Source organism: Streptomyces sp. NPDC000878 (assembly GCF_053599695.1).
Genome location: NZ_JBSFMT010000053.1, coordinates 17,092 through 41,862, shown reverse-complemented (window position 1 = coordinate 41,862; position 24,771 = coordinate 17,092). Strand labels below are relative to the sequence as shown.

The 24,771-nt window shown below is 70.0% G+C and carries 11 protein-coding genes; 5 read left to right on the top strand and 6 right to left on the bottom strand.

The window, feature by feature from the left end; genetic code table 11:
- The first annotated feature begins 8 nt into the window (after nucleotides 1–8).
- Complete coding sequence (locus ACWDR4_RS34680) at nucleotides 9–2,918, top strand: D-alanyl-D-alanine carboxypeptidase (protein WP_450414312.1); 2,910 nt, start codon at nucleotides 9–11, stop codon at nucleotides 2,916–2,918.
- Between the two features lie 78 nt (nucleotides 2,919–2,996).
- On the opposite strand, the gene ACWDR4_RS34675 is transcribed toward ACWDR4_RS34680, so the two are convergent.
- From ACWDR4_RS34675 to ACWDR4_RS34660, 4 genes are all read right to left on the bottom strand, one after another.
- On the bottom strand, nucleotides 2,997–4,736 hold the full coding sequence (locus ACWDR4_RS34675; RefSeq protein ID WP_450414310.1) for a hypothetical protein: 1,740 nt from the start codon (nucleotides 4,734–4,736) through the stop codon (nucleotides 2,997–2,999).
- Nucleotides 4,737–5,009: 273 nt separating this feature from the next.
- Nucleotides 5,010–5,909: a MerR family transcriptional regulator gene (locus tag ACWDR4_RS34670; RefSeq protein ID WP_450414308.1), complete on the bottom strand. Its 900-nt coding sequence runs from the start codon at nucleotides 5,907–5,909 to the stop codon at nucleotides 5,010–5,012.
- 77 nt (nucleotides 5,910–5,986) lie between these two features.
- Nucleotides 5,987–6,502: a glutathione peroxidase gene (locus ACWDR4_RS34665; protein ID WP_450414307.1), complete on the bottom strand. Its 516-nt coding sequence runs from the start codon at nucleotides 6,500–6,502 to the stop codon at nucleotides 5,987–5,989.
- A gap of 9 nt (nucleotides 6,503–6,511) precedes the next feature.
- A complete protein-coding gene (locus ACWDR4_RS34660) occupies nucleotides 6,512–7,510 on the bottom strand; it encodes an ArsR family transcriptional regulator (RefSeq protein WP_450414305.1) in 999 nt (332 codons plus the stop codon).
- A gap of 91 nt (nucleotides 7,511–7,601) precedes the next feature.
- On the opposite strand from ACWDR4_RS34660, the gene ACWDR4_RS34655 reads away from it, so the two are divergent.
- The 3 genes from ACWDR4_RS34655 to ACWDR4_RS34645 all read left to right on the top strand — a co-directional run bounded on the left by ACWDR4_RS34655 (nucleotide 7,602) and on the right by ACWDR4_RS34645 (nucleotide 12,523).
- The gene (locus ACWDR4_RS34655) at nucleotides 7,602–8,891 is read left to right on the top strand and encodes an MFS transporter (protein WP_450414303.1); all 1,290 of its coding nucleotides are present in this window, start codon (nucleotides 7,602–7,604) and stop codon (nucleotides 8,889–8,891) included.
- Nucleotides 8,878–10,848: an ABC transporter ATP-binding protein gene (locus ACWDR4_RS34650; RefSeq protein WP_450414301.1), complete on the top strand. Its 1,971-nt coding sequence runs from the start codon at nucleotides 8,878–8,880 to the stop codon at nucleotides 10,846–10,848. Before ACWDR4_RS34655 ends, ACWDR4_RS34650 begins: the two co-directional genes overlap by 14 nt.
- A gap of 181 nt (nucleotides 10,849–11,029) precedes the next feature.
- Complete coding sequence (locus ACWDR4_RS34645; RefSeq protein ID WP_450414299.1) at nucleotides 11,030–12,523, top strand: hypothetical protein; 1,494 nt, start codon at nucleotides 11,030–11,032, stop codon at nucleotides 12,521–12,523.
- 89 nt (nucleotides 12,524–12,612) lie between these two features.
- Here the strand turns inward: ACWDR4_RS34645 and ACWDR4_RS34640 are convergent, their stop codons facing one another.
- Both ACWDR4_RS34640 and ACWDR4_RS34635 read right to left on the bottom strand, forming a co-directional pair.
- A complete protein-coding gene (locus tag ACWDR4_RS34640) occupies nucleotides 12,613–13,134 on the bottom strand; it encodes an FG-GAP-like repeat-containing protein (RefSeq protein WP_450414345.1) in 522 nt (173 codons plus the stop codon).
- Between the two features lie 617 nt (nucleotides 13,135–13,751).
- On the bottom strand, nucleotides 13,752–16,202 hold the full coding sequence (locus tag ACWDR4_RS34635) for a DNRLRE domain-containing protein (protein ID WP_450414297.1): 2,451 nt from the start codon (nucleotides 16,200–16,202) through the stop codon (nucleotides 13,752–13,754).
- A 491-nt stretch (nucleotides 16,203–16,693) separates the two neighbouring features.
- On the opposite strand from ACWDR4_RS34635, the gene ACWDR4_RS34630 reads away from it, so the two are divergent.
- The gene (locus ACWDR4_RS34630) at nucleotides 16,694–24,766 is read left to right on the top strand and encodes a polymorphic toxin-type HINT domain-containing protein (protein WP_450414295.1); all 8,073 of its coding nucleotides are present in this window, start codon (nucleotides 16,694–16,696) and stop codon (nucleotides 24,764–24,766) included.
- The last annotated feature ends 5 nt before the right edge of the window (nucleotides 24,767–24,771 follow it).

Here is a 24,771-nt window from a genome sequence, read left to right as displayed (position 1 = left end):
CACGCACGGTGAGCGTGCGACGCATGGAGGAGGCATCGGTGGCGGGCGAGTTCCCCGACAGGTCGAAGCAGCGCGAGTCGTCGGAAGAACCGACGTCGGGGAGCGCGGGTCCGGTTCCCGGGGCCAGGGGTGAATCAGGCGCCGGGGCACGCGACCCACGGCTCGCGGTGGCCCGGGACAGGGAATCCACGGCGCGAGGTGGCGTGGACACGGCGACCAGGGTGTTCTCCCGCCCGCCGCTCCCGGCGGAAGCGGACGGGGGCGACGCCGACGCCGACGCCGACGCGAGTACGGCGGACACGGCCCCGGAAGCCGGGAGCGAGCCCGCGGACACCGCCCCGGCCGGCGGTGGCACTGACGGGACGGGCAGCACCCGGCTGCGTGCGGCCGTGGCCGCGTGGGTCGCCACCGCGGACGAGGGCGAGGGCGAGGGCGAGGGCAAGACGGAGGGCGAGGGTGTCGAGGGTGCCGCCGAGAAGGCCGCCCCCGATGCGGACGCCGATCCGGACGCAGCGGCCGACGCCCCTGAGGGCGCCGAGGAGCCCGCGACGGACGCCACCGGCGACGCCGGGCCCGACGACCCCTCCGAGGCCGCCGACGAGGCTCCTGGGGGCGCCGACGGGGCCTCCGGTGATTCCGACGAGGACTCCTCTGAGCCGGAGAGCGCCCAGGAGAGCGAATCGGAGCCCGGAACTGAACCGGAGCCCCGGCCCGAAGCCGATGCGGAGCCCGAGGGTGCGGCGGAGCCGGACGCGGAGGCCGAGGGCGCGGCCGAGCCGAAGCCGGACGCGGGCGCGGCGGCCGAGCTGAAGCCGGACACGGAGCCCGGGGACGCGGCCGAGCCGAAGTCGGGCGTGGAGGGCGTGGCCGACTCGAAGGCCAAGCCGGGCGCGGAGCCCAAGGGTGCGCCCGAGTCGAAGCCGGGCGCGAAGCCCGGGGGCGCGGCCGAGCTGAAGCCGGACGCGGACGTGGACGTGGCGGCCGAGTCGAGGCCGGGCGTGGAGGGCGCGGCCGACTCGAAGCCCAAGCTGGACGCGGGCGCGGCGGCCAAGCCGAGCGCGGAGCCCGAGAGCGCGGCCGAGTCGAAGTCGGGCGCGGAGCCCGAGAGCGCGGCCGACGCGAGGTCCAAGTCGGACGCAGCCGCCGACGCCGAAGCCGAGAGTGACGCCGATGGCGGCGCTGCCCCGGCCCCCGCCCCGAATGCCGACGACGACCCGCCCTCCAAGCCTCCCGTCGGCAACCCCCCCGTCGACCAGCCCACCGCCATCTTCAAGGCCGTACGCCCGCCCGTCGCACCCCCCGTCGACCAGCCGACGACGATGCTCAAGCTGGGCGATGTCGCGGCCAGGGCGGCCGGGAAGTCCACGAGCGACACGAGCGACGCGAGCGACACGGGTGCCAAGGCCGGCGCGGGTGCCAAGGATGCCAACGGTGAGTCCGTTGCTGAGCGCACCAGCAAATTCGTAGCCCTGAGGCAGCTGGAGGACCCGGCCACCCGGAAGCCGCCGCCCGCCGCGCCGCCCGCCGTCGAACCGGCGAAGGCGCCCACCGCCCAGCCGCCCAAGGTGCCCGTCGCCGATGCCACCGCCGCGATCCCGCAGGTCGGGCCCGAGCGGACGACGCAGCAGCCGTTGCCTCCGCTGCCGCCGCTGGATCTGCTCGCGGAGCTGACGAACACGCCGCCGCCCCCGAACACCGCGGTGCGGACGATCGCGCGCCGGATCAAGATCTGGACGCCGCTGGTCGTCCTGCTGGCGATCGTCTTTGCAGTCGTACAGGCGGTGCGTCCGCTGCCGACGCCCGAGCTGACGCTGACCGCCGAGGACTCCTACACCTTCGACGGGGAGGCCGCCGCGCTGCCGTGGCCGTCCGAGGGGCAGGGCTGGATGGACGTCAACGGCATCGGGACGATGGGGAAGTTCGGCGAGCAGAAGCCCGTCGCCATCGGCTCGGTCGCCAAGGCCATGACCGCGTACGTCATCCTCAAGAGCCACCCGCTGAAGTCCGGCGCGGCGGGTCCGAAGATCACCGTGGACGCGCTCGCGGAGAAGGAGGCCGGCTACTGGAAGGACGGCGAGTCCACCCTCACCACCGTGAAGGCGGGTGACGTCCTCACCGAGCAGCAGGCGATCTCGGCCATCATGATCCCGTCGGCGAACAACATCGCCCGTCTGCTGGCGCGTTGGGACTCCGGGACCGAGACGGCGTTCATCAAGAAGATGAACGACACCGCCAAGGAACTCGGGATGACGAACACCACGTACACCGACGCCTCCGGGCTCAAGGAGACCACCGTCTCCACCGCCGAGGACCAGGTGAAACTGGGCAACGAGCTGGTGAAGATCCCGGCCTTCGTGGACATCACCAAGCTGCCGGTCTGGTACGACCCCACGGGCAAGAAGTGGGACAACTACAACCGTCTCGTCCCCTACAACGGCGCCATCGGCATCAAGACCGGCACCACCACCGCGGCCGGCGGCAACCTGCTCTTCGCCGCCACCAAGGAGGTCGGCGGCGAGACGGTCACCGTCGTCGGCACGATCCTCGGCCAGCACACGGCGCCGATCATCGACACCGTCAACGCGGTCAGCAAGACGGCGATGATCGCCGCCCGGGACGCGCTGCTCTCGTCGAAGATCCTGAAGAAGGGCGACGTCGTCGGGTACGTCGACGACGGGCTCGGCGGGCACACGCCGGTCGTGCTGTCGAAGGACGTCGCGGCGGTCGGCTGGGCCGGGATGAAGGTCGAGCTGTCCTTCGCCGCCGCCGACGACCTGCCGCACTCCGCCAAGGCGGGCACCACGGTGGGCACCCTCACCGTGGGCGACAGCAGCGGCGGCGCGGTGAAGGTACCGGTGCAGCTCCAGACGGACCTGGCCGAGCCCGGCTTCGACAAGAAGCTGACGCGGGTCGGCTGAGCAACCGTACGGACCACCCACACAGAGGAGCGCCCGCCCCCGTCGTACGAAGGGGGCGGGCGCTCCTCTGTGTCCCCGCTAATTCTTCGCGTCCTCTTTTTCCTTTTCTTCCTTTTCTTCCTTCTCGCACTGCAACGTCGTCTCCTGGGACGGCCCGCCGTACGCGGAGCTGATCCGGATGTCGCCGGGCTGCTCCACGGTCAGCTTGGTGAACTCGCCCTCGTCCGTCAGACAGCCGTTCTCCGCCCACAGCCAGGGCGAGTACGCGATCCGTACGGTCACCTCGCCGGCCTTCGGCATCCGGACGACGAGGTTGGCGCCGTCGGCGCTGACCACGGAGGCGGGCTTGTCGACCAGCGGGGTCGCGTTCTTGACCCGGTAGATCTTCCAGTTGGCGTCCTCCCAGACCGGCTGGAGATAGCTCGGCCCGCTGGACACCAGGGCGTGCTCCAGCTTCGCCGGGCCGTCCGGTTCGCCGTTGACGAGGACGACGAAGCCCACCGCCCACTGGGAGAGCCAGGCCTTGTAGGCGGAGGCGGAGAAGCCGCCCTCGGGCTCCTCGGTGCCGCCGTGGCCCTCGTAGAAGAGCCGGCCCCGCTCGACGTCGGCCTGCCGGTTCCAGCCACGGGCCATGTTGATGTACGGGGCGAGGATGGCGGCCTCGCGGTGGTCGCGGGCCGGGACGACCTCGACACGGGTCTGCTCGGCGCCCAGCCGCTTCAGCTCGTTCACGACACCGTCCGTCTTCACGGCCCACTCCGGCACCGTGGTGTTGGTGACGATGTCGGCGATCGTCTTGCCGGACAGCCAGCTCACGGCGACGGCCATGGCGAGCCCCAGGGCCACCATGCGCCGCCGAGCCGTGAACCAGGGCAGGGGCAGCCGGGGCGCGACAGCCGGGGTGGCACCCGCACCCGCCCCGGCCCGCCGCTCGGTGCGGTACATCATGATCGCGAGCAGCGTCGCCGGGGCCGCCAGCTCCGAGAGCCGCTCGACGTTCGTACCGATCGGGGTCGGGATCAGATAGCAGAGGACCACGCCGGCCGCGTACACCGCCGCGCCCAGCCGCAGGGTGCGCCAGGCGCTCGGGGCCGTCAGGACGACGATCGCGCACAGCACGACCGGCGGCCATATACGGGCGAACGGCATCGGCTGCTCGCCCTCGAACGGGAACAGCAGCGTCGTCACGCCCACGACGGCCACCGGGGGCACCAGCAGGGCCGCGGCCCGGCCCCAGTCGCGGGACAGGAAGTAGGCGGCGCCGACGACGAGGACGAACAGGCCGGCGACCGGGCTGCCGGTGGTGGCCAGCGTCGCGCACAGGGCGGCGGCGCCGAGATGCCGGGCGCTGCGCCCGCTCACCACCGCGAGCACGGCCGCCATGGCGAAGGCGGTGCCCAGCACGAACGTCGAACGCCCCGAGATCACCTGGCACCACAGCGAGAAGCCGACCGCCATGGCCGGCCACAGCGGCTTGCGCACGCCCGTGCGCGCGACGAGTTCCGCGCCGAGGACCGTGGCCGTGACCCCGGACAGCATGGTGGTCGCGACGACCCCTATGGCGGCCATCAGGTACGGGGACATCAGGCTGTAGTTGGCCGCGTGCAGACCGCCGTACCAGAACAGGTTGTATGCGGAACCCGGGTACATCTTCGCGAACTCGGCCCACGCCACCTGGGCGGCCAGGTCGCCGCCGCCGGTCGCGAACACGGCCCACCACACGAAGTACAGCGGCACCGCACAGGCGGTGACCGTCAGGGCGACCCGGTGGCGCTCGTGCCACACCTCACGTGCCTGCGTGGGCTTGTCGGCGCGCATGGCAGGTCTGCGTGGGGTCAGCTCGGCAAAGGCCACTGCAATTCCGTTTCGGTTCGGCTCGGGCGCGCGCACGTGACTGGCAGGTGTCTGTCCGGTGGAGGTCTTTCAGGGGTAGACGCTAACCGTCCCCCGGGAGTTGGCTGACAGGGCCCCATGTGACCAGGTGGTGACCGGGGCATGACGGAATAGAGCCCCATCAGCTTGAGACGGTTCCCGGGCGGGCGCGACCGGATAATTCCGGCCGCGCCCTTCAGGACATCTCCGGCACAGTCTTCAGGGTCGGACGGGAAACGCGATGTCGCACACCGCGTCGTCCGGCCCCGCCGCCTCCCAGTCCGCGAAGTACACCTCGCGGCACGGCCCCGTCGCCTCGATCCCCTGCTCCGACATCCACCGCTCCACCGCCTCGAACGCGGCGATGATCTGCGGATGTGCCACCTGAGCCTTGCTGATCCGCGTGTACGCGAGCCGCCGGGCCGGTTCCACCCGTACCGCCGTCCCCCGGCCCCGCCCGTGCGCCTCGGCCCAGGCCCGAGCGGCGGCCTCGTCGGCGACCGGGACGCACGCCTCGGCCGGACCGTCGCTCTCCATGGACACCTCGGAGTGGTAGACGACGAACGGCGCCGCCGTCACACCCCCGCACTCCCGGGCGCCCGCCTCCAGCCGCCCGAGCGACGCCCCGATCCACGCGGGCAACTCATCCGCGAGAGTGTGCCGCGTCTCCGTCAGCACCACCCGCTCGGGTACGTCCACCGTCTCGACCGCGAACTTCCCGTACAACTCGTCCATCTCGTTGCTCCTCCCGGACAGTCGTCCACGGAGGTAGTCGGTCAGGGTGCGCCGGCTTGCGTGCCGTGCCTCGGCGTCCGCCCAGTAGGCGGCGAGCCGGTCGGCGGCGGCCGGTCCGTCCCGCTCGACCAGCTCCACCAGTTCGCCGATCAGGGCGAGCGGCATGTCCAGCTGGCGCAGCAGGGCCACCAGGCGGGCGCGTTCGGTCTGCGCCGCGCGGTAGTAGCGGTAGCCGTTCGCCTCGTCGACGTGCGCCGGGGCGAGCAGCCCCAGCCGGTCGTACAGCCGCAGGGCCTTGGCCGAGAGCCGGGCCCGGGCGGCGAACGCGCCGATGGTGAGCAGCTCGTCGTCCCCGTTCACGTCCACTCCGACATCCTCCGTCACCGGGCACGGTCGGCCCGGTGACACAGGACGTTCGCCCTTGCCCCAGGGACAAGGTCAACCCGGTTGTGTCGCGAGGGTCAGCCGAGGGCCTTCTCCAGGGCGCCCACCAGTTCCGCCGTCTCCGGCTCGGTCTGCGGGGAGAAGCGGGCGACGACCCGGCCGTCGCGGCCGATCAGGAACTTCTCGAAGTTCCAGCGGATGTCGCCGGTGTGGCCCTCGCCGTCGGCGAAACCGACGAGGCGGTCGTACAGGGTGTGCCGGGCGTCCCCGTTGACCTCGATCTTCTCGGTCATCGGGAAGGTCACGCCGTACGTCGCCGAGCAGAACTCGGCGATCTCCTCGGAGCTGCCGGGCTCCTGGCCCATGAACTGGTTGCAGGGCACCCCGAGCACGGTGAAGCCCTGCTCGGCGTAGCGGGCCTGGAGCTTCTCCAGGCCCGCGTACTGCGGGGTCAGACCGCACTTGGAGGCGACGTTGACGACGAGGACGGCCTTGCCCGTGTACTGGGCGAGGTCCGCGGAACCGCCCGTGAGGGCACCGATCTCGACGGCGAGGGGGGAGTCGGAGGAAGGGGAAGTGGCGTCAGTGGTCATAAGCGGATGCTAACTCCGGTAGGTGTCGGGCCCGGGCCCCGCCCCCGAAGCCTTGACCAAGACCTCACCGGCCGCCGTACGCGAGTACAGCACCGACCGCCCCGCCCGCCGCCGCTCCACCAGCCCGGCGTCGAGCAGTACGCGCAGGTGGCGGCCGACGGAGCCGAGGGTCTGCCCGGTCAGGGCGGTCAGCTGGGTAGTACTGCGGGGTGAGTCCAGGAGTACGAGCACGGTGCTACGGGCGGGCCCGAGGAGCGCCCCGAGAGCGGCGGACGGCGCCGTACGCCCGTCGCGGTGCTCGGCCAGCACCCCCGCGCAGGGGTAGATCACGGCGTACCGCTCCGGCTCCTCCCACGCCACCCACCCGGCCTTCGGCGTCACGGGTACGAAGACCAGCTCGGCGCCGGCGATCTCGCGGGGCGGGTTCGCGTACAGGTTGATCTGGAGCCGGTCGCCGCCGAGCCAGCGCGTGCCGGGCCGCAGCGCGTCCAGGACGGCCGCCCAGCCGACCTGCCCGACCCGCGCAGTCCGCGCGACCACATCGGCTTCGAGGATCCGGCGTCTGCGGTCCCAGTACGGGCGTACGGCGTCCTCCCATATGGAGGTGAGGAGAGTCGCCGCGCGTTCCGGAAGGTCGTCCCGGTCGGCGAGGGCGGCGGGGAGCGGGCCGGGGTGGGAGCGGGTGAGGTGGTCGCGGGCGAGGGCGGGGGCGGTCGTACGGATGCGCGCGACGGCCTCCTCGAACGTCTCGCCGTACCGGGGGGTGGGGGTGAGGAAGTCGGCGGTCCAGGTGTGGCCGAGGCCGGCGCGGACCAGGAGGGCGGTGGTGGGGTCGTGCGCGAGCCGGTGGCGGTACGCGGGCAGATGGGCGGTCAGCCAGGCGCGCTCGCCGGGGTGCGAGGCCGCCCCGAGGTGCAGCAGCCGCAGGCTCGCGAAGGTCTCGGCGAGGGGCGAGACGACGAACCGGCTGCGGGCGAGGGTGTCGGCGTCGACCTGCCACCAGCCCATGCCAGTACCTCCGTCGGTGTCCGGGGGAGGGGATGTTTCGCGTGTGCGCGAAACAATAACGAGGGCCGGACGCCCCTCGCAGACTCCCCGCATGCGCAGCTACTCCGCCCTCTTCCGCACGCCCGAATTCACGCCCCTCTTCCTCTCCACGGCCCTCAGAACGGCCGCCTCGACGATCGGCGGCCTGGCCCTCGCCACCCTCACCTACCGCGCCACCGGCTCGCCCCTGCTCTCCGCGCTGAGCATGTTCGGCCCCCAACTCGCCCAGGTGGTGGGCGCGACGACCCTCCTCTCGGCCTCCGACCGCCTGCCCCCGCGCGCGACCCTGACGGGCATCGCGCTGGCCTTCGCGCTCGGCACGGCGGCGATGGCGACCCCGGGTCTGCCGGTCGGCGCGCTCTTCGCCCTGCTGTTCGTCATGGGGCTGATCGCGTCGCTGGGGGCGGGCGTCGGCTGGGGTCTGCTGAACGAGATCCTGGCCAAGGAGGGCTATCTGCTGGGGCGTTCGGTCTTCAACATGATGAACGGGCTGATGCAGATCGCGGGTTTCGCGACGGGCGGTGTCCTGGTGGCGACCCTCTCGCCCCGCACCACGCTCCTCACCTCGGCGGCCCTCTACCTGGCGGGCGCTCTGGTGACCCGCCTGGGCCTGACCCGCCGCCCGCCCCGCCTCTCCGGCCGCCCGTCGATCGCCCAAACCTGGCGTACGAACGCCCAGTTGTGGTCGGCCCGCCCCCGCAGGCTGACCTACCTGGGCCTCTGGATCCCCAACGGCCTGGTCGTCGGCGTCGAGTCCCTGTACGTCTCCTACGACCCCGGCTCCGCGGGCACCCTCTTCGCCTGCGCGGCCCTGGGCATGCTGATCGGGGACGTGACGGTCGGCCGGTTCGTGCCGCCCCGGGTGCGCCGCCAACTGGCCGTACCGCTCCTGCTGTTGCTGGCCGTGCCGAACCTGCTCTTCGCTTTCGGCCCGGGGGCGTGGGTGGCGGCGCTGACGGTCTGCGTGGCCTCGGTCGGCTACGGCGCCAGTCTCGTCCAGCAGGAACGCCTGATGTCCCTCACCCCGCCCGAACTCTCCGGCCACGCCCTGGGGTTGCACTCCGCCGGCATGCTCACGATGCAGGGCGTGAGCGCGGCCCTGGCGGGCACGATCGCCCAACTCACGTCTCCGGGCGCGGCGATGACGGCGATGGCGGCGGGGTCGGTGTGCGTGACGGTGGGGCTGGTGGTGGCGGGGCGGCGAGCGGAGCACGGCAGGCCCGAGAACGAGTGCGCCACGCCCACGGCGCGGGAAGAACTGGGCGTGACCCATACGCCTGGGCCGCGTGGGCGCGACTCGACCGGCTTGCCAAGGGGGACCCACTCGGATGACGACGCGTGACGAACGTACGGAGAAGACGGCCGAGGACGACCCCGGTTCCGACGGTGTCTCCGAGTCCGAACGGCTGTTGTTCGGGGGGCCGTTGCGGTACGACATGGGGTTCAACCAGCATCAGGGGTCGTTTCTGGAGCTGGGGCTGCGGACCATGGTCGCGCGGATGCCCCGGCTGATCGGCGCCACCATCAGGCTCGCCCACCGCGCCGACCCGCGCGCCCTGCGCCGGGTCGCCGTCGCCGAGCTGGGCGGGGGAGTGGCGCAGGCCGTCGGGCTCGTGGCCGTCAGCCGGGTGCTCGCCCAGCTGCTCGGCGGCGGCGACACCGCCGACCGGCTGCGGGACGCCGTACCGGCGCTGGTCGTCGTCGCGGTCGCCGCGCTCGTCGGGGCGCTGTTACGGTCCGCGTCCACCGCCGGGACCGGGCGCCTTGAGCCCAAGGTGTTCCGGGTGGCGACCGAGGAGTATCTGGAGCGGGTGGCCCGGGTGGAGCTGGCCGCCGTCGAGGACGAGGAGTTCCACAAGCTGCTCGACTCCGCCCAGTGGGGCGCCGAGTCCGCGCGGCGCATGATCCGGTTCTGTACGTCCGTGATGACCGCGACCATCGCGCTGATCGCCGCCGCCGGTGTGCTCACCGTGCTGCATCCGGCCCTGCTGCCGCTCCTCGCGCTGATGACGCTGCCCAGTGCGTGGAGCGCGCTGACCATCGCCCGCCGGCGGTACGTCTCCTTCCACACCTGGGTCCAACACGCCCGCGCGGGGCAGCTGTTGGCGCGGCTGCTGATCGACACCGAGGCCGCGCCCGAGGTGCGGGTGCACAACATCGGGCCGTTTCTGCTGCGGCACTTCCGGACCATGGCCGAGACGGGGGAGCGGGAACAGACCCGGCTCGCCTCGCTGGCCGCCCGCACCGGGCTGATCGCCTCCGGGTGGACGGGCATCACGACCGCCGGTGCGTACGGCGTGCTCGGGCTGCTGTTGTGGACCGGGGCCATGGATCTCGCTGTCGCCGGTACGGCCGTCATCGCCATCCGGACCGGGTCCGCCAACCTGGAGGCGCTCGTCGTCCAGCTCAACTACCTGTACGAGGAGAGCCTGTTCGTGGCTGATCTGGAGCGGTTGTGCCAGGAGGCGGACCGGCGGCTCATCCCCGAGACGGGCGTCCGGCTGCCTGCCCACATCGACTCCATCCGCTTCGAGAACGTCTCCTTCACCTACCCGGGCACAGCCAGCGAACCCGCCCTCGACGCCGTGAACGTCACCATCCCCACCGGCCGGATCGTCGCGCTGGTCGGCAACAACGGCAGCGGGAAGTCGACCCTGGCCAAGCTGCTGTGCGGGCTGTACGCGCCCGACGCCGGCCGCATCCTCTGGGACGGGCTCGACTCCACCGAGCTGGACCGCACCGACCTCTTCGACCGGATCGCGGTCGTCGCCCAGGACTTCTACCGCTGGCCCTTCACCGCCCGCGTCAACGTCGCCATCGGCCGCCCCGACGCCCCGCACGAGGACGAACTCCTGCACGCCGCCGCCGAGTACGCGGGCGCCGACGAGACCATCGCCGCCCTGCCCCGGGGCTGGGACACCCTCCTCGCCCGTGGCTACAAGGGGGGCCACCAGATCTCCGGCGGCCAGTGGCAGCGCCTCGGCATCGCCCGCGCCCGGCACCGCGACGCCCGCATCCTGGTCGTCGACGAACCGACCAGTGCCCTGGACGCGGAGACCGAGCAGCGCGTGTTCAACCAGATCCGCAGCCTCGCGGCGGCGGGCCAGACGATCATCCTGATCACCCACCGGCTGCACAGCGTCCGGCACGCCGACGAGATCTACGTTCTGGAACGGGGCCGGGTCGCCGAACACGGCACGTTCGACGACCTGATGAGGACCGAGGGCGAGGGGCCGGGACTGTTCCGGCGGATGTATCTGGTGCAGTCCGAGCAGTACCGCCTCGACGGCGAACAGTGAGCCGGGGAGTGATCCACATCACCGGCGTGTGATGTGAAGAAAGTGAAGGAAACGTGCCTCGGGGGGTGCGTGGGGCTGGCATGCTCATGCGTGGCTACTGAGGGGTAACCATTCGTGTTCCGCACCAACCCCCGTGCCCCGTCCCCCAGTTCGATCAACTCGATCCCGAGGACCCCCACGCGTGCACAAGCTCACCAGACATGCCTTACTGGCGTCCGTCACCGTCGCCGCCCTGCTCACCACCGGCTGCTCCGCAAGCTCGTCGACGGACGCGGAGAGTGCGGGCGCGGCTGCCGCCGAGACCCCGGCCGCCACCGCGACACCGGAACAACTCGCCGTCGTACAAGCCCCGTTGGGCAAGTCCGCACCGACCGCCCTGGCCACCCAGGACGCCACGGAAGCGGGCGCCGCGGCGCGGAAGTCGTCGCTCAAGGTCGCCTCGTACGACAGGAAGAGCGGGCGGGCGGTCATCGCCGCCAAGTCGGCCACCGTGACCCCCTCTTCGCCCGCATCCCCCTCCGCCACCTCTCCCTCCGCCACCTCACCCTCGCCCTCCGCGTCGGAGACGACCGCCGCCCCCGTGGCCGTCGGTGACGTCATCGCCAGTGCGCCCGCTCCCGGTGCCCCGGACGGTCTGCTGGCCGAGGTGACGAAGGTCGTCGGTGCGGACGTCAGCGGCGGTACGGAGGTCATCACCAAGGCCGCCGAACTCAGCTCCGTACTCGGTGAGTCCAAGGCCGAGGGCGAGGTTCCGGTGGACCCGGCCGCCATCGAGGTCGAGCCGCTCGTCGAGGGTGTGAAGGTCTCCTGGGCGAAGACCGGCGACCTCACCTTCGGCCCCGAGGGCGCCAAGCTGCCGCTGGGCAGCCTGCGGATCGACGTGGGCGCCGCGATCGCCACGGCCGAGGGCGCTCCCGCCTCGGCGGCGGCCTCCGTGGAGGGCTTCGTCCAGCTCGCGCCCGAGGTCGCCTTCTCGTACGACGGTTCCGGCAGCGGGACCGGCTCGGCGCCCGGCGGTGCCTTCCTCGGGCTGACCGGTGACTGGGCCTCGCAGTGGTCGCTGAAGGGCCGCGCGGCCGGGACCACCACGACCGACGGCAAGCCGCTGCGCATTCCCTTCGCGCAGCTGCACGCCGACCCCGTGATCCAGGCGGGACCGGTCCCGATCGTCGTCAACCTCGACCTGGTCTGCTACTTCCAGGTCGACGCCGACGGCACGGTGACCGTCGACGTCGAGCAGGACCTCAAGGGCGACTTCCGCGTCGGCGGCACCTTCTCCTGGAGCAAGGGCTGGACGCCGGTGAGCGAGTCCGCGATGACGGGCACACCGCTGGACGTGAACGTCACGGCGACCGGTGACGTCAAGGCGTCGCTGGGTGCCGAGGCGTCGATCGGTCTGTACGGCACCGTCGGTGTCAGCGCCGACCTCGCCCCGTATCTCCGCGTGGAGGCGGACGCGGTCGCGGAGGGGTCGAGCGACGGGACGGGGTCGGTGAGCGGCTCCTGGGCGCTGTACGGGGGCGTGGATCTCTCCGGCGCCCTCCAGATCCAGCTGACCATCTTCGGCACGCCGATCTTCCAGCACCGGATTCCGCTGGGGGAGTTGCACGAGGAGTGGCCGTTGGCGAAGGGCGAGGCGACGGCCTCGACGGTGTCGGCGACGCCGGCTGGCTGACGTACACCCGTAGTCGAACGACGAGGGGCCCTTCCGTCCGGTACCGGAGTACTGGACGGAAGGGCCCCTCGGCCGTTTACCCGTGAGGGTCAGCCCAGTCGCTTCACCGTCGTCCATCCGTCCGCGTCCAGCGTGTCCGGGGACGCGTCGTTGGCGGTGGCGGTGCCCGCGAACAGGAGCAGGGCGCCGGCGGTGTTGGTCGCGATCATGTCCGGGATGCCGTCGCCGGTCAGGTCCGGACTGCCGTACACCAGCGGGTGGTTGGCGACCGTGAACGTGGTGGCGCCGTAGACGTCGTCGCCGTCCAGGCTGCCGGCCGACGTGCCCAGGCTGCTGAGGACCGTGCTCACCCCGTCGCTGCCGAGGATGCCCTTGCGCAGCACGATGTTGCCCGCCGCGGACCGGTACGTCATGTCCATCGCCTTGTCACCGTTGTAGTCGGCGATGGCGACGAAGTCCCGGTCGGCCCAGGACGTGGTGGTCATCTGGGTGGCGGTGGTGAAGGCGCCGCCCGTGTAGCCGGAGAGGATCCACAGCTCGGCGCCGTTGACCCCGCCCGCGACGAACAGCTCGGGCCGGCCGTCGCCCGTGAGGTCGCCGGCCGCCTTCATCTCGGACCAGGTGGACGGGGCGGGCATGTTGGCGGGCAGCCGTACCTCGACGCGTTCCCTGACGTTGACGGCGCCGTAGCCGTCACCGGGGTAGATGAAGAGCCGGTTGTCGGGGGTGCGGATCACCCAGTCGGTGACTCCGTCGCCGGGCGCGAAGTCGCCGTTGTGGGTCACCAGCGCGTACGCGGGGGCCACGCTGTCGGCGTTCCAGATGTGCGGGGCGGTGCCCGCGTCCCGCAGCAGCGTCCCGTTGTCGTGGGTGCCCCAGGAGCTGACGTTCCACTTGCCGTTCTGGTCCGTCGTGTTGATCCAGAGGTTCCCGGCGGCGGTCACGTGCGCGTAGTCCGGGGAACCGTCGCCGTTGAGGTCTCCGGCGGCGTCGGCGGTCGGGCGCGGGGTGACGTAGAAGGTGTGCTTGTACGGGTTCGGCGAGATGTTGCCCGCCGAGTCGACGGCCTTGACGTAGAGGGTGTTGGGGCCGGCCGCCGGGGGCTGGAACCCGGTGTAGTTCTCCGTCGAGGTGATGGCGGTGGTGCAGGTCGCCGCGCCCGTGCCCTGCTTGGTGCCCGCGCAGGCGTAGTAGTTGTACGTGGTGTTGTTGACGGAGAAGACGAACTTCACGATGTCGGTGTCGGCGCCCTTGGTGAAGGTGAAGTCACCGGCGGTACCGAACTTGACCGTGGACCAGACCTCGCCGTTGTTGTCGTTCTCGGTGTCGGCGGGGAACTGCGTCGACGTGACGTTGGTGGGCGAGTCGGGCAGATCGCTGTCGTAGGCGAAGCGGCACAGCCCGGCGCCGCTCGTGGGCGACCAGGCGCTGCTGACCTTCGCGTCCCAGGACCGCACCCGCCACACGTACTGTAGGTGTTGGCCAGAGTGAACTTGTCGGAGCTGAGCTTGACCGAGGCGGTCTCGCCGTCGTCCACCGAGTCGGAGAAGTACTTGTGGGTGGCCTCGTACGACCCCTCGCGCCAGACCTCGAACTCCAGCTTGGCCAGGTCGCTGTCGGGGTCGGTGGCCTTGGCGCTGATCGTCGGAACGGTCTTGCCGAGGCTGATGTAGGGCGACGCGCTGGTGTCGCAGTAGCCGGGGCTCATCGTGACCGAGGTCGGCAGGCCGGGCTTGCGGTTGTAGGTGATGGCCACCGACGGCGAGCCCTCGCCCTCGGCCTTGAACTTCTTCCAGGAGTACGTGTCCGTCTCCAGGCTCGACGCCGAGCCGGTCGGCGCGGAGGAGGAGGTCGAGGCCACCAGACCGATGTTGAAGGAGGTCCAGCCGTTGTCCGCGGCCTCCTGGGCCAGCGAGGTCACGGTGAAGTTGACGTTCGTGTCGGGGCAGGAGCTGTTGGACTTCCAGCCGTACGCGAACGACTTCGAGGTGATCTTCCGGTTCCAACTGGGCTGCTTGTTCCAGGTGGTCGAGCTGGAGAAAGTGCCGGTGCGCCACACCTGCATCGTGCGCTTGCTGCACGACCAGGAGTGGGTCTCCAGGACCTTCAGGGTGGCGCTGGAGACGTCCGCGTTCTTGATGTTCTTCTGGAGCTTGAGCTTGAAGAACGACCGGGCGGTGCCCCAGGTGTCCCGCTCGAAGCCGACGCGGGCTTCCTTGGTGTCCTGGTTGTAGTTGGCGCCGTCGTAGAAGCTGGAGCTGGGGAACTTCTTGTAGGCGGTGGTCCAGTTGGACCGGGTGGCGGTGGTGGAGGGGTCCAGGAACAGCGGGTACACCGGGGCCTTGGCACCGGTCCGGTCGAGGTAGTCGCTCGGCGGGTCGATGGTCAGGACGCGGCTGACCTGGTTCAGGGATGCCCCTGCGGTGGTGGCGTGCGCGCCCTCGCCGGGGCCGTTCACGGCGGGCAGCGCGAGGGTCTCGTTCGCGGCGGCGGCCGGGAGGGCGTAGGCGGCGGGGTCGATGTCCGCGCCGGCGAGCTGGGAGTCGGAGTCGTCCGACGAACTTCCGGAACTCCCGGCACCGTCCTCCGGGTTGGCCTCGGCGGACTCGTCCGCCTCCGAGGTCCAGGCCTCGACGTCCTCGGTGTCCTCGTTGCTGCCGGTGCCGGCGTCCGGGTCGGTGGCCGGGGTGTCGGTGTCGTGGGTGCCCGCCGAGTCCCACAGGAACGGGGTGGGCGAGACGGAGACCTCGTTGCCGTCCTTGTCCTTGCCGTGCACGACGTCGGTGGACGGGTCGAGGGAGAAGGCGAGGGTGGGCGAGGTGAAGCGGTAGCGGGGCGGGTCGGCGGCCAGCGCGGCGGCGGCTTCCGGGGTGTGGATGACCAGGACGTGGGTGTACCCGGTGTCGCGTGCGGTGAGCATCAGGTCGACGTCCGGCAGCACGCCCTCGTACAGCGCCCTGTTGTCCTCGACGACCGGCTCGGGGAGCCCGCCCGGCCACTCGACCTGGATCTCGTGGCCCTCGGCGGACATCGTCAGGAGCGGCGTCCAGGCGGGTTCGGCGTCATCGGCGACGGTGTCGGCGGAATGCGTGCCGTTTACCTGGAATTCACCTGAGGAATTCGAGCCGTTCGCCCTGGCAGTAGTGGTGAAGGCCGCATGATTTGCCGATCCTTTACCGGAAAAACTCGCGTTGTTTACTTGTGAGTTTCCTGTGGACGGGGTGAAGTCCGAGTCCCCCGAAGTGAAAGTGACGGGATACGGGCTGTTTGCGGTGGTCCACCCGGACTTTTCCTCGCGCAGCGAGACATCGACCGGCGCCCACTTCCCCCGGGCGTTCTTCGCCCGTACCGGCGCGACGGAGGCCGTGTAGGTGAAGGAGCCGTCGGGATTGGCGAACGTCTGGGAGAACTCGTCGGTCAGCGCGGCCACTTCGACCTTTTTGCCGGTCTTACGGGCCTTCTTCTGAGCCGCGTCCTCGGCGCTGACCTCGCTCTTCGCCGCCTTGGCCTTCGCGCCCGCCGCGGGCGACCTCTCCGTGGCCGGCCCGTCGTCGCGCAGGGCCAGGACGGTGGCACCGCCGGCCAGCAGCGCGAGGGCGACCGCGGCGGCGACGCCGCGTCGAACTCCCCGTCTGTCAGGGGGCGTTGGTGCAATGTCATGACTGTCGTGGTCGCTCAAGGGACCCTTCTCCCGTTGTCCTTGGGTCAGGCTTGAACGCACGACCCCCCGTTTTGGACGTGTGGAGTATGTGCAAGCCACCCCGGCGAGATCAACACCCCTGTGAAGCCCGGGAGTAGGAGGGGTGTAAGTGACTGAGGGGTATGGCGATTCTTTGCTGTTCTTTGTCAGTTTTTGGGGCGTGACATAGCTAACACAAACTTATCCGGCCTTGACGCGGATCTTCACGAGGCGTCAATTTCATCCCGTCATTGATCACCATGTGCCATCGCTCTGAACGTTTCCGTCACCCGGTGACTCGGACGTTTTCTGGATGGCGTGCGGCACGGTGATACGGGGAAACGGGGAAAGGTCGGTCCGCCATGCGCGGGGGCTTGTCGTGGTGCGGCAAAGGTTGGCTGACGGAGAGATCACCACGTGATCGGCTGTTCCGCCGAAGAGCGCGACTCGGAGTCGTCGCCGCCGTTTTCCTCGCCCTCAACGTCGCCTCGTTGCAGGGCGCTGTGGCGTTCGGCCCCGACAACGACGCCCGTACGACGGTCGAGCTGGACGACCTCCAGGCGACGGACGCCGTCCCGGTCGACGAGACCAAGACCGACAAGCTGGAGCAGCTCGAAGCGCCCGCGCTGGAGAAGCTGACCGACTACACCCCGGCGGCCGTGGTCCAGGTCCCCGAGGCCGTCGACGTGACCGCCCCGGTCGCCGACGTCACCGCGGGCGGCACGCCCAAGCCGGTCGCCGCCTCCACCGACGGCACGCTGACCGTCGGCGTCACCGCGCCCACGGACGCGACGCAGGCCCAGGCCGACTCCCTCGAGGGTGCCTGGAACGTCACGGTCGAGCCCGAGGCCGACGCGGTGGCCGCCGGTACGCAGGGCGTGCTGCTCCAGGTCGACGCCCCCGACACCGCCACCGGTGACGCGGTCATCCAGATCGACGCGACCCGCTTCGCCGAGACGTACAGCGCGCAGTGGCTGGACCGCCTGTCCTTCGCCCTGATGCCGGCCTGCTACGCGACGACGCCGGAGGAAGAGGCGTGCTCGACGGGCATCCCGGTGACCACCGCGGTCGAGCGCACCACCGACGAGGTGACCGTCTCGGTCGACGCGGGCGGCGACGACTCCGGCTCGGAGGCGGACCCCGGTGAGGACGGCGCGACCGACGAGACCTCCGACTCCACCGACACCACCAAGGACATTCAGGAGACCCTGCTCAACCTGACCGTCGACACCGCCGCCCTGGCCTCGGTGTCCACGGCCACGTCGACGAGCGCCTCCACGGCCGCGAGCACCGACAAGGGCTCGGTCAACTCGGCGGTGTGGCGCGGCGAGAGCCAGTCCGGCGTGCAGCAGGTGGCCGACTCCGCGGGCGGCCTGCTGGTCGGTACCTCCTACGGCGCGGGCTCCGGCGGCGACTTCGCCGCGACCCCGCTGTCCTCGGCGGGCACGTGGTCGCAGGGCGGCTCGTCGGGCGCGTTCACGTACGCGTACACGATGGCGGGCCCGCAGGTCCCGTCCGGCCCGTCCCCGAACGTAACCCTGAGCTACAACTCGCAATCGTCTGACGGCCGTACGTCAGGCACGAACAACCAGGTGTCCTGGATCGGCGAGGGCTGGGACTACAACCCGGGCGCGATCACCCGCACGTTCGTGGGCTGCGCGGCGGACACCGCCGACGCGAACAACGACAAGCACTTCACGGGCGACCAGTGCTGGGGCTCGAACAACGCGGTCCTGACGCTGAACGGCACGACGACCGAGCTGGTCTTCGATGACGACGACGATGTGTGGAAGACCTCGCGCGGCGACAACACCCGTGTGGAGCTGCTGACTTCGGCCGACTACACCCGTATCACCGGCATCGCCGCCTCCAACAACGGTGACAACAACGGGGAGTTCTGGCGGGTCACCACCAGTGACGGCACCCAGTACTACTTCGGCATGAACCGCCTGCCGGGCTGGACCTCCGGCAAGGAGGAGACCAAGTCGGTCCTGAACGTGCCGGTCGCCGGCAACCACAGCACCGACCCGTGCCACGCCACCAAGTTCGAGGACTCCTTCTGCGACCAGGGCTGGCGCTTCCAGCTCGACTACGTCGTCGACCTCAACGGCAACGCGATGTCCCTGTGGTGGCACAAGGAGACCAACGCCTACGCCAAGAACAACAAGGAGGCGAAGGCGGTCGAGTACGACCGCGCCGGCTACCTCTCCCGCATCGACTACGGCCAGCGCGCGAACACCCTCTACTCCACCGAGCCGCTGGGCCGGATGAAGTTCACCGCCCAGGAGCGCTGCTTCGAGAAGGACGGCGACAACACCTGGGACTGCTCCACCACGAGCTTCGACTCGAAGCAGTCGTACCTGACCCGCCCATGGTTCGACACGCCGGCAGACCTGGCCTGCAAGACGAACGCGAAGTGCTCGACGTACGCCCCGACGTTCTGGTCGCGCAAGCGCCTGGCGACGGTGACGGCGTGCGCCCAGCGCGAGCAGGGCGTGAAGCTGACCGAGTACAACTCGGCCGACGACACGGGCTCCCGCAACGCCTGCGGCATCGACGACGACACGTACGGCACCACCGCCCTCTCGAAGGTGGACTCCTGGAGCCTCGCCCAGTCGTTCCCCTGGGGCCTGACGGGCGAGTACACGGCACTCTGGCTGGAGTCGATCACCCGTACCGGTTACGCGGTGGACGGTTCGACCGACCGCCTGAACCCGGTGATCTTCGGCCGCAACAAGCTGGTGCTGCCCAACCGGGTCAAGAAGGCCACGGGTGACACGGACCCGTTGTTCGGCCGCCTGCGCATCCAGGACGTGGTGTCGGAGTACGGAGGCCGCACCCACGTCACGTACAAGGCACCGGAGGACGCCTGTGCGTCCGGTGCGAACTTCCCCGCACCGGACAAGAACACGCTGCGCTGCTACCCGGCCTACTGGCACGCGGACGGCGAGCTGACCGACAAGCGCATCTCGTGGTTCCACAAGTACGTGGTCGAGTCGATCACGGAGTACCCGCAACTCGCGGACGCGACGGACGTCACGACGACGTACGAGTACGACACGAACACGACCGACAAGACGGTCGGCGCCCTGTGGGCCAAGAACCAGGCGGAGTTCTCCCGCCCGAAGACCCGCACGTGGGACGACTGGCGCGGCTACCCGGTGATCACGACGATCTCCGGCGTCCCGTCGGCACCGGACGGCAGCGTGGCGTCGAAGTCGGTGACGCGCTACTTCCGGGGCATGAGCGACGACGTGCTGGACGACAGCACGCCCAAGGACTCCAGCGACGACGTCAAGCGCTCCTTCAAGGTCCAGGACGTCACGGGCACGGACATCGCGGACGACCGCAAGGCGTACGCGGGGATGGTCGCGGAGTCGCTGACGTATCCCGACTCGGGTGCGGCCACGACGTCGGGCTGGCTGTCCCGTACGGTCAACTATCCGGATGCGCCGGTGCGGTTGGCTACGCGGAATCGCACGGACGGCCCGGACGTGGTCTCTGAGCGCGTCACCCTGGGCAAGGTCAAGACCGTCACCAAGTCGTCGGGTACCCGGCCGGGGGACTCGGCGACGCTGCGGACCACACTGACGGAGACCGACTACGACTCCTACGGTCTGCCGACCGAGGTTCGTGAGTTCGGCGACGTGGCGAAGTCCAACGACGAGTCATGCACGCGTACGTCGTACGTACACAACAACTCCGGTGCCGTCGACAGCGTCTATCTGGTCGGCCTGGTCAGCCAGACACTCACCACGACCGGTACCTCGACCTGTTCGACCGATCTGACGGCGGCGACAGCTTCGACGCTGCTGTCGGGTTCGCAGGTCTTCTACGACAGCGCCACAACCCTCACCGCCACCCCCTCCAAGGGGCAGATCACCAAGACGGTGACGCCGGCGACGGCGGGTACGGTCTGGGATTCGGCCACCCCCGAGTCGCGCACGGAATACGACGAGTTCGGCCGGGTCGCGAAGGTCACCGACGCGACCGGGCTGGCGAACACCACCACGTACACACCGTCCTCGGGCCAGGTCTACGAGATCAAGACGGTCCAGGGCACCAAGGTCGAGAGCGGCGTCGAAACCGGCCTTGTCACGATCACCAAGGTGGAGCCCGGCCGCGGCGCCACCCTGACCTCGAGCGACCCCAACAGCCGCGCCACGTCGTACGAGTACGACGCGCTGGGCCGTACGACGGCAGCCTGGGACCCGACCCAGCCCGCCACGGACGACCCGACCGCGCGCTACAGCTACAACACGGCCGACGGCAAGCCGGTGTCCGTGGTCACCGAGTCACTCAAGGACAACCCCAGTAGTTCGTTCGGCGACGGTGTGTACACCGCCTCGACCACGATCTACGACGGCCTGGGCCGCGAACGCCAGTCCCAGACCCCGGCAGTCGGCGGCGGCAAGCTGATCACCGACACCTTCCACAACGCGGCGGGTCAGGTCAGCTTCACCCGCAACGCCTACTACATGGGCGGTGACCCCGGCACCGACCTGATCGTCCCCGTCTCCGAGTCACTCGTCCCCAACGCGACGACCTACACGTACGACGGCCTGGGCCGCGTCCTCACCGTCACTCCCGTCCAGCACTCCTTCCCGCAGACGGGTGAGGATGCGGTGGACGGCAGTTCGACGGTGAAGACCACGGACCGCCGCACCCGCTACCAGTACGGCCTCGACTACACGATCGTCCGTCAGCCGAAGGGCACGCCCGGCTCCCGGGTGTGGACGGACGCGCTGGGCCGTACGGTGCAGCAGGACACGTACAGCGACACGGCGCTGACCGAGGCCGGCGCGATCAGCACGACATACGCGTACGACCTGCGCGGCGACATGGTCACGTCCACCGACGAGGTGGGCCACACCCGCACCTGGAAGTACGACGCGCTGGGCCGCGTCACCGACACGACCGATCCCGACACCGGCGCCACCCACACCGCGTACGACGCCTACGGGCGGGTGGACACGGCGACGGACGCCCTCGGGCAGAAGGTCTCCTACAGTTACGAGCGCTACAACCGTGTGTCGGAGATCAAGTTCACCGCGGCGGGCGCGACTTCGGGCACCGCGGTCCAGTCGTACGTCTATGACTCCGCCCCCGGTGGCAAGGGCCAGCTCGCGTCGGCGACCCGCTACACCGACGGCAAGGCGTACACGTCCTCGGTCGCCGGCTACACGGCCGACTACCAGCCGACGTCGATGACGCTGAAGCTGCCCGACGGCACGACCTCGGGCACAACCACGGACGGCTTCAAGACCGAGTACACGTACAACTACACGTACAACGACGACGGTCAGCTGGAGAAGTACACCACCCCCGAGGTGGGCGGCCTCAGCGCCGAGTCCGTCATCACCCGCTACAACGAGGCCGGGCTCCCCACCACCCTCTCCGGCCAGGACTGGTACGTCTCCGAGACGTCCTACTCGCCCTACGGCCAGGTGATGCGCTCCACGGTGGGCGAGGTGGGCCACCGGGTCTGGCAGGACAACTCCTTCGACGAGTCCACCGGCGAACTGCTCACCAGCAAGCTCGTCCGGGAGACCGCGACCGACACGGCCACGATCACCGGCAACACGGTGAGCAGGCGCGCCTACGCCTACGACCCCTCGGGCAACATCCTGTCCGTCTCGGACAAGATCGGCACGGGGACCACGGACCAGCAGTGCTTCACGTACGACGCACTCGGTCAGCTGACGACCGCGTGGACCACACCGGGCGGAGCGTCCTGCACCGCATCCGGCAAGTCGACGGCCGAGCCGGTGTACTCGGACGGCAAGGTCAACGTCTCGTCCAACAACGACGGTTACTGGCAGTCGTACACGTACGACGTGCTGGGCAACCGTGAGACGAAGACGGTCCACAAGGCCGACCCGACGGTCACCTCCGGGGTGGTCGACACCAAGAACGACGTCGTCACGGACTACAACTTCGGTACCAACAGCGATGACACGAAGAAGAACGACCAGCCGCACACCCTGACCACGTACGACACCATGTACAAGACGGCGGCCGGTGCCGAGGTCAAGACCCGCTCCACGCAGACCTACGACGCTGCGGGCAACCTCAAGGAACGCACCACGGGCGGCGACACGGCCCAGGCCCTGAAGTGGAGCTGGGACGGCCAGATCGAGTCGGTGACAGGTTTCGGCCCCGACGGCTCCGGAGCCTGGGTGGGCGCGTCCGACATGTGTCTGGACCTGTCGGGTGGCCACCCCACAGCCGGCAACGTCCTTCAGGTCTATGTGTGCAACGCGTCCAAGGCACAGAACTTCCGTCTCAAGGCCGCCGACACCAACAACGACGGCACGGTCGAAGACCCGACGATCGGACAGTTCATAGCGGCGGGCGCCTGCGCACAGCCGAACGGCACGGCCGCGGGCGCGGCCGTCCTGGTCCAGGTCTGTGACAACGCCTCGACGGCGCAGCGCTGGCAGACCCTCAGCACCGGTCTGATCAAGCACGTCGCCACTGGCCTGTGCATGTCCGCCGCGGCGCTCACCAACAGCACCGACCTGACCCTGGCGACGTGTTCGGCGTCGGCGACGGGTCAGGTGTTCAAGCCGGCGTCACAGACGACGTACGTGTACGACGCCCTGGGCAACCGCCTGCTGGAGCGTTCGAGCGCCGGTGCGGTGCTGCACCTGCCCGACACGAGCGTCTCCCTGACGGCCACGGGCAAGCTCCGCTCCGCCGAGCGCTCCTACTCGCTCGGCGGCGCCCCGACGGTGACGCGCTACCGCGAGACCAGCTCCACGACCGGAGCCTCCGAGCAGGTGTTCGCCCAGGCGGTCGACCACAACGGCACCCCGCTCGCCGAGGTGCGGTTGGACGGCGGCCAGTCGGTCCGCATCACCAAGAAGGATCCGTGGGGCGTCGACCGCACCGCTGAGACGCCGGCCCGCTCGGACACGACATTCGCCACCGGCGACGACGACAAGGCAGCGGGCCTGGTGCACCTGGGGGCGCGGGAGTACGACCCGTGGACGGGCCGCTTCATCACCGCGGACCCCGTGCTCGATTCGAGCGACCCGCTCCAGGCGAACGGCTACTCGTACGCGAACAACAACCCGGTCACACATGCGGACCCGAGCGGCCTCACATCGACGGCGTCGAGCTTCGACGCGTCGATCGCGGCGCTGGACGCGAAGATCGCGGAATACCAGCGGACGCTTTCGAGGTCGATCGGCGATGTGATCCTGTCGGTCGGCTGGGCGGTGTTCAAGGAGTTCATCGGCTGGAACGACGTGGTCGGCTGCTTCTCCCAGGGTGACCTGTGGGCCTGCGGCAGCCTCCTGATGGACGCGATTCCTTGGACCAGCATCTTCTCCAAGGGCAAGAAGATGTGGAAGGCCTTCGAGGCGACGCTGAGCGCGGTGAAGGCCTGGCGTGTGGCCAAGGCGGTGGCCGAGTCGGGGCTGAAGGCCGCGAAGGCCGCCAAGGCGGCGCTGATCAAGGCGAAGAAGGCGGCGGAGGCCGCTGCGGCGGAGGCGAAACGGAAGGCTCGCGAGGCTGCCAAGGCTGCGGCGGAGGCTGCGAAGAAGAAGGCTCATACCGGGTCCAAGGGGGCCCGGGGCAACCCAGTTCAGGTCCAGGCCCGTAAGACGTCCCAGTCCAAGGGATCGTCGGGTGGCGGCCGGGCGGAGTCCAAGTCGGGCGGGAAACGGGGCGATTCGGGCCGGGACGATTCCGGCAAGGACGATTCGGGTGGCGACTCCGACGGCGGCTCGGACTCCGGCTCGGGCGGCGGCTGCAAGGACGGCGACCCGGTCAACAGCTTCACACCCGACACCGCTGTCCTGATGGCCGACGGCTCCACCAAGGCGATCAAGGACGTCAAGGTCGGCGACCAGGTCATGGCAACCGACCCGGAGACGGGCGAGACCGAGGCCGAGGAGGTCACCGCCGAGATCAAGGGCGAGGGCATCAAGCACCTTGTCAAGGTCACCATCGACACCGATGGCGAAAAGGGATCGAAGACCGCAGAGGTCACCACGACCGACCGTCACCCCTTCTGGGTGCCGGAACTGCGGGAATGGATCTACGCGACCGACCTCCAGGCCGGCGAGCAGCTCCGGACGGCCACCAGTTCCCTGGTCCGCATCACCGCCGTCGAGCAGTGGACCACGCTGCAGGCCACTGTCCACAACCTCACTGTCAGCAACCTGCACACGTACTACGTGGTTGCCGGGTCCGAACCGGTTCTGGTCCACAACTGTCCTTCGGCCGGTGGTGGCAGCTCCAACGCCAAGCCGGAAGAGACCATCCGGATGCGGCACTACACGAACGCGGCTGGCAAGCGGGGCATCATGGAGAGCAAGGTCATCAGGGCGAGCGACCAGAACAAGGTCTTCCTGCTTCCCGCGAAGGGCAAGCCGTACAGCCCGCGTGACGCGGAGGACACACTGGGTATCCGTAAGGGCCGAGGCAACGTGGTCCTCGAGTTCGATGTCCCGGTCAGCAGGGTTCGGGCGCGGCACAATTCCAGGATGAACATCACTGAATGGGTCGCCGATGGTGATCTCGCGGTGGACAACATCAGGGTGGTGAGGGGGTGACCGAC